We start from the raw sequence: 13,306 nt of genomic DNA on the forward strand, positions 1-13,306 counted from the left end.
CATTTAGCGGAGCGGAGAAAAAGTGCACCCACCCTCACCCAAGCTGAGCTGTAGCAAGCTTATTGTAATCTCGCACTGACAGACAAACTGCAATTTTACGTAAAAAAGCCCGCATAAGCCATTTTCATACCGACTTACGCGGGCATTTCATTTGCCACTTGTTTTTTGAATGTAGCTTTTTATCTCATTACGGAACCATCACCATCTGTCCGCTGCGCAGCAGATAGAGATAGCGCTCCTTGACGGGACGTTGGAGGATTTCTTTTACCGCTTCGCTGTAGAGGTCCACCTGTACCTGATAGCGCCGCAAAGCCTGCTCAGGATCAGGATTCTGGTCAGTCTTATAGTCGATCAGCACGAGGCTACCGTCATCCTCCTCAAACAGCAAGTCAATGACGCCCTGTGTGAAGACTTTCTCATCCGGTGACTGCACATCTGAATAGAAACGCTTGGCTGGCAGCATACGCGAAAACGGCAGCTCACGCCAGATATCCTTCGCCTTGCGCAGACGCTGCCCGACAGCCGACTGCACGAAATCGCGGATGCCTTTCAGATAAACGACATCCTTCTGGCCAGGCAGCAGGATTCCAGCCTGCTCCATCCCCACCAGCTGTTGCCGGATTCCGGCAAAACTCATATCGCCATGGATATCGATATGCTGCATGACGGTATGCATGATGGTGCCCTTCTCGGCTGCAGATAATCCCTGCCGCTCCTCCTGCAGGAACTGTGGCCGTGGCCAGTCAAAATCAGCCTGGACCGCCTTGTCCATAGTTTCTGCCTTTACCAGCATCGTACCAGGCTCTGTGTCATCCTCATGCAGTTCTTCGACGGCAAAGCGTCGCTTGATCTCAGTGACCGTCAGCTTGGCTGGCACCTCATCGAGTCCCCCCATATCATAACGATACGCGAGACAGTGCTCAACACGCTCCTTGTTCTCCGTTGCCGGCATGGGCTGCCCCAGAGCAGCTGCCCGCAGCAGTTCGTCATCCTGCAGTTCCTCTTCGTGCTGCATGCCGATAGCAGCAGCATTCAGGACTTGCACGGCAAAATGGGCCTCGGGCTCCAGCTCCAAGGCAGCATATCCATCAGCCTCATCAGCCACGAACTGCCGCAAAGCCTCGCCATCAGCATGGCGGATGATGGCAGGTGCCACCCAATCCAGATAGCTTGCCGCCTGCCGGACAAAAGCCGCAGGCATCTGCCTGTCAGTACTTTGCAGATATTTGCCCCATTTCTTTTGTACCTTGTCAGCCTTCGACGCCGTCAGCACACCTGTCAGGATGAGCTTTTCGCGGGCCCTTGTCATTGCCACGTACAGCACACGCATCTCCTCTGCCTTTGACTCTGCGACGATTTTATCAGCGATTGCCTGCCAGGGCAGTGTATTGTAAATCTGCCGCCCGACACGCGAGCGCTCGCTGAGCTTTATGCCGATGCCTAGCTGCTGATGCATCAGGAAGTTTTTCTTGGTATCCTGCAGATTGAACTCTTTGGCCATATCAGCCACGAAAACCACAGGGAACTCCAGTCCCTTGCTCTTATGGATGCTCATGATGCGCACGACGTTTTCACTAGCCCCGAGCGTCCGCGCCACGGAAAGGTCCGTATCGCGCTTGCGCAGGTCATCGATGAACCGCAGGAAACGGAACAAGCCGCGGTAATTCGTGCGTTCATAATCAGCCGCACGGTCAACGAGCATGCGCAGATTCGCCTGCCGCAAAAGACCGCCCTTGAGACTACCGACATAATCATAGTAGCCGGTCTCACGGAACAGCATCCAGATGAGTTCCGGCACGCTGTGGCTCACGGCGTAATTGCGCCAGGCAGCCAGTTCCTGCTGAAAGGCTGACGTCCGCTCCGCAAGCTCCGCAGGCAATCCGGTATCTGGCGAGAAACTAGCCAGCAATCCATCGTAGAGATCACCATCTTCCGCCGACATGCGTATGCGGACAATCTCCTCCCAGGAAAAGCCGCCGATTGGCGATGCCAATACCGCCGCCAAGGGAATGTCCTGCCGTGCATTATCGATGATCGCCAGTAATGCCAGGACAAGCCTGACCTCCGTCGCCTCAAAGTAACCGCCATCCACATCAGCATAAGCGGCAATGCCATTCTTGCGCAGTGTCTCGAGCAGTATATTGGCCTTGCCACGCACGGCGCGCAGCAAGATAGCAATATCGCGCAGCTCCAACGGCCGATAGCCGTCAGCATCCTTATCATAGACGAATTTCCCCGCCTGCATGAGCTGCTGGATGCGGCTGGCGATATGCTGTGCCTCAAGGTCAAAACCTTCCAGCTCCTCACTATCGCCATCCTCTGCTGTCTCATCCATCTGCTTCTTAGGCACCTGCTGCTCCTCCGCAGCCTCCTGCAGCACGAGATCAAGTTCCAGTGGCCCTTGCAAGGTATTTCCATGGGCGGGATAGTTGGCCCCTGGATACAGCTTGCTGCGCTCATCGTATTCAATCTCGACGGCATCCCGCCGCATGACCTGATCAAAAATATAGTTGATTGGCGCGAGCACCTCTGCCCGGCTGCGGAAGTTCTGTTTCATCGTGATCAGCTGATTCAGTTCATCGGCCTGCGGCTGTTCCGGATAACTGTCATATTTGGCCTGGAACAGATAGGGATCTGCCAAGCGGAACCGATAGATGCTCTGCTTGACATCGCCTACCGTGAACCGGTTGTCTTCACGAGCAATGAGATTCAGTATTGCCTCCTGTACACCATTGGTATCCTGGTACTCATCGACCATGATTGCCTTGAACTGCTCACGCAGGGACAAAGCCGCCTCCGTCGGCACGAATTCCGGCTCCGCCTGCATGAGCTTTGCCGCATCGCCACAGAGGATTGCCAGCGCATAGTGCTCGAGGTCGTTAAAGTCGAGGATATTGCGCTCTTTTTTCGCCGCCTGCAGGGCCTCGATAAAATCAATGACTAGTTCCGTATACTGCACAATGACCTCGCCGCAACGATTGATGCGCTCCATATTCCCGGCTTCACTTTCACAAAAGTAACGATCCTTGAGCCCTTCATTGAAACGTTTCTTCAGCTTCTTGCGCTCCGCATCAAAGGCTTCGCGGATTTCCGGATAATCTTCCTGCAAGGGTTTGAAAATCTTTGCACCGATATTCTTCCACTTTAGGTCAGCGACACATTGGCATACCTCATCAAAACAGCCTGCTGCCGGATTTTTCTCACAGCTGCGCAACGCCCCCCGGATTGCCTTGAGCTGTTCCACATCTTCCTGCACCGCAGCAGCATAAGGCTGCCATTCCTCCTGCAATGCCGCAGGGGCCGCATCCGATACTATTCCTGCCAGAGCAGCATACTCTCGGATGATTGCATCTAGCTCCGGACAGACCGTGGACAACATCGCCTTAAACCACGGCGTTGCAATAAGGCTGTCTGCTGTCAGGAAAAGCTCCTGTTGCTGACGCAGCCAGGCAATTGGATACGGCTGGCTCTGACAAAATCCATACAGCTTCAATACTGCATCGTATATCTTATCATCGCCCTTATCATCGCCATAGTCATCGGCAAACGACAAGAAACCTTCCCAACGAGAAAGTTCCGCTTCGTTTTCCGGCCGCTCATAATGCTGTTCCAAGAGTTCTTCGAGCACGTCGCGCTTGAGCAGGACCATTTCCTGCTCACTGGCCAGGCGGAACTGCGGATCTACATCAATAACATCAATGTACTGGCGGATGACCTTCTGACAGAATGAATGGAAGGTACAGATATCGGCCCCGGTCAGCAGCACCGACTGCCGCTCCAGCCAGGCAGACATCCCGGCACTCGTCTCCTCTAGCAGCCGTTCCTGCAAGGCCCCTTCGATACGCTCACGCATCTCGGCCGCCGCTGCATTGGTAAACGTCACGACCAATAGCTCATCGATGCTGAGTTCCTGCTCCATCAACTGCTTGATGATGCGCTCGACCAACACGCGGGTCTTTCCCGAACCGGCTGCTGCCGCTACGAGGATATTCTTGTCGCGGACATCAATGGCTTTCTGTTGGTCCTTCGTGAATCCCATCGAGCAAATCCTCCCTTCCCATACACTTTGCCATCTGGCACTCCATCTGCGCCTCATCGCTGCAACCGATTTCGCGGTATTCGCAGCCCGGCAATTCCGGATTGAAGCCGCAGACATCCTTATACAGGCAATATCTGCAGGCCGTGCGCTTCTTCTGCTCCCGCAGGCGATAGGGGCTGGCTTTTATGACACCATCGAGTATCTCACGGCCTGTATCCCGCAAAATATAGTCGACATAAGCAAGCAACAGTTCAAATTCCTTCTGCGTGCGCACATAATGATACTTCTTGGTATTATCATCAAAACTGCCGTCTTTTTTCTTCTTCACCTTCAGATGCCCCAGCCCCTTTTCGATGCTGTCAACAAGTTCCGCATCAGCCAGGACCCAGCCAGGCATACGCAATTCGGCCATTACCTTCTTTTGCAGCTCTGCTTCGGACAGGCGCTTCCCGCTCGCAATCAGCGGATTCTGCAAGAACGCATAGAGCATGCCAGCGGGAAAACGGTCTTGGCCCTGCTGATGGAAGAGCTGCTGTGCCACCAGCACATAGACCAGCAGCTGCAGCTTGAGCCCATAGTAAACCTCAAACAGATTGATGGCCGCCTGCCCCGTCTTGTAGTCAATGACCAGGAAGAATGGATTATCCTGATGGATATCAAGACGGTCAATCTGCCCCTTGAAGGACAGCTGATAGCCATTGCCAAGCGGCAACGGCGACAGCTGCGCCATATCCCCCGCATGACCGAAGGCCTGCTCGAAATACGCCGGCTGGAACTCCGACAACGCCGCCCAAGCGGTAAGCTGCTCCACCGACTGGCTTGCCGTTGCCGCGATACGTTGCTTGAGATGCCGGTAATTGGCACGGCTCAGCAGGATCTCGCTTTGCAGCCGCGGAGCCAATGTATCCACAAGTTCCCGGCAAAGATCCAAGCGGCGCTCTGCCGGTACATCCTGCCAGCGGCCAGCATACTGGTCACGTACCTGCTCACCATAAGCACGCAGTACGGCATGCAGCAGCTGCCCCAGATCCATATTACGGAACTGATATTCACGGCGTTCCTGCAGCTTGAGCCCATAACTGGCAAAATGCGCAAAGGGACACGAGCGGAACTTCTCAAACTGCGTCACGCTGCCATGCAGGCTCTTGCCCCGCAGATATATCATCTTGGCCAGTTCCGGCGGCAGCTGCTCTTCATCAGTCTTGGCAAACAGACCTGACAGTGCCAGCTGCAACGGCCGCTCCAAATCCTTTTGGTTTAAAGCCCAGTTGTAGACATCCTGCCAAAACGGCTCCATCTCACGGCCGCCAGTTTCGCGGCGGCCACGCAAGGCATTCACGAGTCCTGACAGTGCCGGCCGTCCCGCCGAAAGCTGCAGGTCATCGCTGCGCCCCAAGGTCTCCAGCGGAATGGACAGGAACGTGGCCGCCGGCACGAGCTTGCGCAACTGGCTGACAAGCGTTGATGGCTGCAGCCCTTTTCCTTCAGCATCAGCCAGCGCATACGATACCCAAAGATACTCACGCGCCTCGTTGAAGCCGCGATAGAGCAGGAACTTCTCACCGAAACTGCGCTCGCGGCCGCCGCGTGATATCTCCTGCACATCCATGCCTTCCTTGTCCAGCTGGGCCAGGATCTCATCGATATGAAGCCGATCAGCATCTGTGAACAAGCCCTGCTCGGCCGTGTGCCGTGGCATGATGCCAGCATTAGCCCCCAGGATATACACGGCCCGCGTATTATCAAGACTGTTCTGATCGAAGGATGCGATGGTCACATAGTCAAGCCCTGGCGGGATCAGCGAGATCTGCAACGCATCAAGCCCATCACTGAGCACAGCGGCAAAATCCGTCAGGGACATGGTGTCCTGTCCACTGATCTCCACGATCTGGTCGAGCAGGGCGATACTGCCTGCCCATATCTGCCGATGTTCGGCCGCATCAGCCAGACGCCCTTCCTGCTCAGCCATTTCAGTCCACTGGGCAAGATGCAGCGGCACCTCAAGCCCCACCAGCAGATGATAGACTGCCTCCGTCTGCGCCCGGACATCCTTAGCCGCCCGGACCTCATCCTCAAAGGCAGCCAATGACGCCACAGCCTGGCGGCGCAAGCTGTCGATATGCAGCAAGCGAAGCTGCGCTGCCTCATCGATTGCTGCTTCATCATCCTCCAGATCGTAGCGGCGATGCCACGACCATGCCTCTTCCTGGGTCCAGCGCTTGCGACCACGAATCCCAAACTCCAGCACATAATTCTCGAGTTTGTCCACGTCCTCGCGGACCAACGGGAAGAATCCTGTACGCAGGCAGCGGAATACCGTTTCATACCGCCAGCCCTTCACGACCACTTCCAGCACAGAGCGCATGAGTTCTGCCAATGGATGATGGATACTCGGCCGCTTGCTGTCCGCGAAGAACGGTATTCCATAATCCCGGAATACGAGCTGCAGCACCTCATCATAGGCCTCTTCGGCCCGGATCAGCACACCGATATCCCGATATCGGCATCCTTCCTCCCGAACCAGCCGCAGGATATCCGCCGCCACGACTTCCACCTCGAGCCTGCGATTAGCTGCCTCCACGATCTTAAGCCCCTGACCTTCCACCAGCGAAGCACCGCCAGCAGCAAACAGGTTCTTCTCTACCTGCTGCAGGACCTGTGAGTCTGTGCGCCGATTCCCTGTCAAAAGCGTTACTGGATAGCTGGCATCTGCGCTGCTCCTTGAAAGCTCCCGCATCAGACGGACGATATTTTCCATAGTCCGGTACGACCGTTGGAACAGCCCAGTCTCCTGCTGGTTCTCTGGCAGCTGCAGATTCACGCGCCCATCCGCCAGCAGTTCCCCCTGCATGGGCAGGGTAATATGCACAGCCGCTGCTGTTTGCAGCAGCGCTGCCAGCACCATCATTTCCTGCGGATTGAAGAAGATAAAGCCATCGATCCACACCTCGGCCCCATGCATGAGCTCAGCCTGGGGCAGCTGCTCTGCCAGCAGTGTCATCATGTCTTCGGCATCATTGGCCTTGCCCTGCATGGCAGCGGCAAATTCATCAGTCAGCAGGGAGAGCTCCTTGAGTTTGCCCGCCAAGCGGCTGCTGTGTTCATCCAGACGGCTGCCTGCCATGCGCAGCACATCAGTCGTCAGCCGATAGCTCTTGATCTCCTTGATAGCCTCCGACAGGCTTGCCGTAAAGCCACGCTGCCGGGCCGCTCGGGCAAACACCGTGAGATCCTTGGCCTTCTGATGCCTCACAAGCAGCTTGCGCAGCAGCAACCGGCGTCCGACCTCGCTGATGCGCGGTGTATACGCCCCGCCTGTCTCCATGAGGATTTGGCGGGCGAAACGGCGAAAGCCGAATACATAGGCGCGGAAAAATCCCTGGCCCTGCGGCATCGATGCCGCAAGCTCGCGCTCCACCTTATACGTCATATGCTCGGGCAAGAGCAAGAACAGCGCCGGCCCCAAAGGGTCGCGCTGCATCTTTTCGCGCATCGCCGTCAGGCATGTCTGTGTCTTGCCTGTACCCGCACGGCCGATGATGAAATCTAACTTTGCTGTCATGATAACCTGCCTTTATCCATGCCTGTCATAAAAGAAAGGACATATTCCCCTCGGGGAATATGTCCCTTTCACTCACATAAAAGAGAACGGTGTCGTAACACGGCACAGCGTACGTCCGCAGCTGCAAGCCTCTTCCTCCACCATGACGGCCTGACCCGTACGATAGCGGATAAGCGGCATCGCCTCATTCATGAGGCTGGTGATAACCAGCTCACCCATCTGATGCGGCTCTGATATGACTTGATCGCTGTTGAACGCCACGATCTCCGGGTAATAATAATCCTCCTGGATATGATAGCCATTATGTGCCTCACATTGGAAAAGTATGCCTGCAGTCCCAAGCTCAGCTGGCTCATAAAGGTTGAATACCTGTGCCTTGGTCCGCTCCTGGATATGACGCTGCATAGGGTTCTGCACGCCCTGAGTATTACAGCAGATCACGCGGCTCAGCGGATAATCCACGATGTTCTTGCCTGTCGCCTGCAGCTGGATGATCAGCTGCATGATAAGCTGTGGCGTGCTGACCAGGGTATCCATGCTCATGAGCTCCATGAGCCGCAGCCACTGCCGGTAATCTGTGCCCATCGGCACCACCGTCGAGCCAATCATCTCAAGCGCATACTGGATATCGAGCAGTCGGCTGTCCGACAGGTCTCCCTGCAGGGCGACAACCGACGCATTGGTGATGCCAGCAGCCACCAGGCAGCGTGTCATCATCTCAACATTATGCGCGATATCCCCATTCGTATAGAACTTCGTTATCTCACCGGTCTCCTGCTGCATCACATTGAAGCGCAGGATTCCTGAAAGCGGCATCGTCAAAATGTCGAGCGAATCAACACGATACAGCATATTCTTTTCCAGGAACGGCAGTTTCGCAATGTCCGCCAAGCTTTGCACATCCTCATAGGATACACCTTTTTCCTCAAACTGCTTTTGATAGAAAAAGCTCTTTTCCAGCGTCCATTTCAATTGCTTTTTCAGCCGTTCCAGCTGCAAGTCGCGCAACTTTTCTCTATCCAATTGTTCGATCTGCTGATTCGCGTACATGACTTAGCTCCGTTCAACTCTATTTGCTATTTCCGGCTTACCCCAACGGTTTCTGATAGAAGAACGGCTGGAAGCTGGTATACCCCAATTTGCGGAAATTGAGGATTGCCTCAGTAGCACCGACAAAGAGGATACCACCTGGCTTGAGTGCCTTGAAAAAGTTTGCATACAGCTGGTCTTTGGCTTCCTCGGTAAAGTAGATGACTACATTACGGCAAAGGATCAGGTCAAAGCCCTCTTCGAACTTATCCTTCAACAGATTGTGACGTTTGAACTCGATGCAGCTCTTGATTTCCTGCTTGACTGCAAACTTGTCACCATCCACCTTATCAAAATACTGGGCACGACGCTGCGGCGTCATGGCCTTGATCTCGTTATCCGTATAGATACCGCGTTTTGCCTTGGCCAGGATCTCAACATCAAGATCCGAAGCTAGGATGCGGTGGCGCGTATTCGGCGTCATCTCTTTCATGATGATAGCCAGGGAATAGGGCTCAGCACCAATCGAGCAGCCAGCGCTCCAGATATTGAGTTTCGGCGACCGCTTGAGCAGGTCCGGAATGACATCAGTTTCCAGCTTACCAAATTTCTCTGGCGTGCGGAAAAACTCCGAAACGTTGATCGTCAGATATTCGATAAAAGCCGCAAAATCATCCTTATCCTTGGCCGCATTGTCAAAATACGCACTATAGGAATCCATGCCTGCCCGCGTAACCAGATTGCCGATACGGCGTTTCATCTGTGGTTCCTTGTACAGGTCAAGGTCAATTTCCGTCTTAGCTTTCAACTTTCTCTTGAATTCCACCCAATCTTTTTCATCCATCATGGGTCTTCCCTCCTATTTCCTCTGCCTGACTGCCCACTAGCAGTCTCCCGTTGCTACATCTCATTACTATATAGTATTCCCGCTATCCTAGAAAAATCCTGCTGCTGGCCATGGGAGGGAAAAAATATTTTAGTCGATATCAAATACGGTACGATTGTCTTTGGCCTGTTCTTTTGGCATGATGATATGCAAGATGCCGTTCTCATACGAGACACTGACATCTTCTTCCTTGATGCCATCGATCAGGAAAGTCCGCTCATATTCACCAGTGCGGCGTTCATGGCACAGGTATTTGAGCTGCGATTCACTTTCCGGCCGTTCCGCCCGGATACGCAGATAATTATGCTCATCATACGAGACGTTGATCTGTTCCTTATAGAAGCCAGGCAGTTCGGCAAACAGCTCATAGGCCGTCTCGGTATCAATGACATCGACACGGAACGGCGACAGTGCACTGCTGACCCGCCCCATCGGATTAAACGGCTGGTCGGCCATAAACTCCAAAGCCTTCTCCAGCACTTCGCGTCCACGCTCAGCGTTTTCCCGCAGGTTAAATGGTATCGTCCGGAACATAAAAATCGCCTCCATATATAGACTGAGTTTTTCTGTCAGTTCTATTATAGAGGCGTTTTCTGAATTTTTCAAGATTCGCGTCAGTGACTATATGCGTGGGGGAAACTTCGCGAGGATATGACTGCAATCCTGCACGACTTCCACCGTGCCGATATAGCTGCCAGCCTGATCGTAGACAGCCATATATTTCACCATGACAGGTTTGCCCATGATGTAGCGCGCCACTTCCAGACTGTCACGCTTCTTTGCCTTGAAATCCGCCAGCAGGTTGCGAACAACGGGTACGATCTGCGGCGGATGACACTCGTAGACCTCGCGGCCCAACGCTGCTTTGGGTCGAGGGAAAATGTTGCCCTCGTTGATAAAGAACCGCAGCTTATCCTGTTCGTCAATGAATGTGATGTCTACAGGCAGCAAGGAAAACATCGCCCGCAGCTGCTTGACCGTAAGCTCCCCGGTGGGCAGCTGGATCCTGCCAGCAAGGATTTCCTGCTCGCTGACACGGGCCATCTCAGCCTCAGCCCAGGCCTCGCCCTCTGGCCAGATTGGCGGTTTCTCCACAAAGGCAATGCCCATCTCGGGGAAATCGCGATAGATGCGTTTCCATTCCTCCGCCGTAAAATACCGCAGGCAAAGCGGAAACAGGATGCGCTCTTCCTTGTAGATCATCTCCCGCGTGCGCTGAGCCAAAGCAGCGATACGCCCCTTATAGATCATCACATTATCCGCATCCTCTTTTATCGCCCGCGTCAGGGTGCCAAGTTCTTTCTTGATTTCATCATCGACACCCCACATGACCTGCGCTGGCCCCGTCACACCATAATTGTAGAGCAGCGGCATCAGCAGCTCTTCTTTCTTGGCATAATGCGCGCGCACGCCATTGAAGTCCACCAGGGCCTTAACCACCACCGCTGCATCCGGTGCACCGCTCTCACATTGGGCGGTGATGATGTCAAGAACCTTCTCCATTCCTTCATTCTCCGCCCTTAGCAGGCTCAGCGGATGACCTGCCGGCAAATCGCTGCCCGCTAAATCCTCCATCTTTGCCGCCTGTGCCTTAAGCCCTTCTTTCAAGACTTCCGTCTCTGTACATCCATGAAACATCGCCGAATGCACATCGCAGAGTTTCTGCACATGTTGCAGTGGCACGCCACTCTTGATGAGCTCCTGCTCCGCCGTCGCGATTTCCAGTGCTGATACACTGGCAAACTCGCTGACAAACTCCGCCCGCACAGACTCGAGCGCTTCGCCCTGACTCAGCCGCTCGATATAGCTGCGCAATTTTGCCTTGCGCTCTTCGTCCTCGTCATAGCCCACAACCATAAAATCATTGGCCTGTAAAGCAGCAACGACTTTCTCCAGCGGCACACCCTTGACAGCAGCCCCGCGCGGCAAAGTCATGATATTTCCCATCGCCTTGAGGGCCAGTGGACTCATGATCTTATCAAAGCCCAGCTCTGCAAGGATAGCCCGCAACTCTGGATATGTATTTACCAGTTCCCCCACCGTGAGGTTCAAATCGATTTTTTTCATAATGGCTCCTTCTTCCCCACATATCATTCATCTTGCTTTTATTATAACCTGCCGCTTCCCCATCGTCTGTTGCATCGGTTACACTTCCTGAAGGACGATTACGCCACGAGCACTTGCATTTTTTTTCCCAGAGGTTTATGATATCAGTGTCGCATTAGTATATGAAAAAAATATCACCCTTAGGTGATATATATAAAATAAGTATAGAGAGGATATTCTATCGCTATGGACCTCAAGCAGCTAAAGTATTTCCTGACTGTCGTCGATGAACGGCAGATTACCGCTGCGGCCAAAAAACTCCATATGGCCCAGCCCCCGCTGTCACAGCAGATGAAGATGCTGGAATCTGAGCTGGGAACTGAACTCTTCAAACGCGGCCCCCATCATATCGAATTGACCGATGCAGGGCGTCTGCTGGCCCGCCGGGCGCAACAACTGCTCGCCATGGCCGATTCGACGAGCCGCGAGATTGCTGACCTCTGCCAGGGCCTGCGCGGCACGCTTTCCATCGGCACCATCTCTTCTTCGGGCAGCATCCTGTTAAGTCCTGGCCTGCAGCAGTTCCAACAGGAATACCGTGACGTCCATTTCGAGATTTATGATGCCAACACCTATCAGCTCATTGAGCTGCTTGAAAAAGGCGTCATCGAAATCGGCATCGTCCGCACCCCCTTCAATGCAACTCCCTTCAATTGCGCTTACCTTGCCGCTGAGCCAATGGTTGCTGCCATGACAGACGCCTTTGACTGGTGCCCGGAGCGTGATACCATTGACCTTGCTGAACTTAATGAGCGCCCACTCATCATCTACCGCCGTTTTAGCCAAGTGCTGGCTGATGCCTTTGCCGCCCAGAATATCGCGCCCACTATCTATTGCCGCAACGACGATGCCCGCACCACGGTCCTATGGGCCAACGCCGGCCTTGGCATTGCCATCGTCCCTGCCTCAGCAGTCAATCTTGCTGCCCACGAGCAACTCCATATAAAAAAAATAGCGGCTGACGCACTGGTCACCCGCATTGCCGTCATCTGGCGGCGCAACCGCTACCTTTCCAGTATCGGCGAAAAATTCCTGGCGGCTCTCGGAGCCTCACCATCCAGACAAGACCACAAGGCCACTCAGGAGGAACAACTATGTCCAACGAAGAATTGAAATCAGTTGCTGCCGCTTGTCCCCATTTCTATTGGAAACTCTTCCAATCCACTTTCCTTATCAGCGCCTTCACCGTGGGCGGCGGCTTTGTCATCATTCCATTGCTGCGCGCTAAATACGTCGACGAGTATGGCTGGCTTAACGATAAGGAAACCTTGAATCTCGTTTCCATCGCCCAATCGATGCCCGGTGTTGTCGCCGTCAATGCCTCGATCATCCTCGGCTACCGCATGGCCGGCCTGGCAGGCGCTCTTACCGCCCTGTCAGCCACCATCCTGCCGCCGCTTATCACCCTGTCAGCCATCTCCTGTGCCTACGACTGGTTCGCCAGCAATCCCTATGTACGCTATGCCTTGAAAGGCATGCAGTGCGGTGCGACGGCCCTGATCGTCAACGTCGCCATCGACCTGCTCAAAAAACAGTTCAAGAAGAAATTGTTGCTGCCGCTATTTATCATCGCCGGAACATTCCTAGCCAATTTCTTCTTTGCCGTCAACATCATGCTGCTCGTCATCATCGATGGCATCATCGGACTGCTGTTCCTGCGCGGCACCGAGTACAGCAAATAAGG

The 13,306-nt window shown here is 54.1% G+C and carries 8 protein-coding genes; 2 read left to right on the forward strand and 6 right to left on the reverse strand.

Annotation, left to right across the window (positions count from 1 at the left end; translation table 11 throughout):
• Positions 1 to 187: 187 nt before the first annotated feature.
• The 6 genes from addA to BM322_RS03280 form a co-directional block, all read right to left on the reverse strand.
• Positions 188 to 4,039, reverse strand: coding sequence for a helicase-exonuclease AddAB subunit AddA (addA, locus tag BM322_RS03255; protein ID WP_075428483.1), 3,852 nt, complete (start codon positions 4,037 to 4,039; stop codon positions 188 to 190).
• The gene (gene addB / locus BM322_RS03260; RefSeq protein WP_075428484.1) at positions 4,005 to 7,601 is read right to left on the reverse strand and encodes a helicase-exonuclease AddAB subunit AddB; all 3,597 of its coding nucleotides are present in this window, start codon (positions 7,599 to 7,601) and stop codon (positions 4,005 to 4,007) included. The genes addA and addB overlap by 35 nt, the downstream gene beginning before the upstream one ends.
• A gap of 72 nt (positions 7,602 to 7,673) precedes the next feature.
• Positions 7,674 to 8,624 carry a phenylacetate--CoA ligase family protein gene (locus BM322_RS03265; protein ID WP_318254515.1) on the reverse strand — a complete coding sequence of 317 codons (951 nt, stop codon included), beginning with the start codon at positions 8,622 to 8,624 and terminating at the stop codon, positions 7,674 to 7,676.
• A gap of 64 nt (positions 8,625 to 8,688) precedes the next feature.
• A complete protein-coding gene (locus tag BM322_RS03270) occupies positions 8,689 to 9,477 on the reverse strand; it encodes a protein-glutamate O-methyltransferase CheR (RefSeq protein ID WP_075428486.1) in 789 nt (262 codons plus the stop codon).
• A gap of 129 nt (positions 9,478 to 9,606) precedes the next feature.
• Positions 9,607 to 10,050, reverse strand: a complete 444-nt coding sequence (locus BM322_RS03275; RefSeq protein ID WP_075428487.1) for an Hsp20 family protein — start codon at positions 10,048 to 10,050, stop codon at positions 9,607 to 9,609.
• An 87-nt stretch (positions 10,051 to 10,137) separates the two neighbouring features.
• The gene (locus BM322_RS03280; RefSeq protein WP_075428488.1) at positions 10,138 to 11,583 is read right to left on the reverse strand and encodes a DUF438 domain-containing protein; all 1,446 of its coding nucleotides are present in this window, start codon (positions 11,581 to 11,583) and stop codon (positions 10,138 to 10,140) included.
• Positions 11,584 to 11,808: 225 nt separating this feature from the next.
• Here BM322_RS03280 and BM322_RS03285 point away from each other — a divergent pair, with 225 nt between their 5' ends.
• Both BM322_RS03285 and BM322_RS03290 read left to right on the forward strand, forming a co-directional pair.
• Entirely contained in the window at positions 11,809 to 12,735 is a 927-nt protein-coding gene (locus tag BM322_RS03285; RefSeq protein ID WP_075428489.1) for a LysR family transcriptional regulator, read from the forward strand.
• Entirely contained in the window at positions 12,717 to 13,304 is a 588-nt protein-coding gene (locus BM322_RS03290) for a chromate transporter (RefSeq protein ID WP_075428490.1), read from the forward strand. The genes BM322_RS03285 and BM322_RS03290 overlap by 19 nt, the downstream gene beginning before the upstream one ends.
• The last annotated feature ends 2 nt before the right edge of the window (positions 13,305 to 13,306 follow it).

Origin of the sequence: Selenomonas sp. GACV-9 (assembly GCA_900116485.1) — a bacterium.
Taxonomy (GTDB): Bacteria; Bacillota; Negativicutes; order Selenomonadales; family Selenomonadaceae; genus Selenomonas_A; species Selenomonas_A ruminantium_G.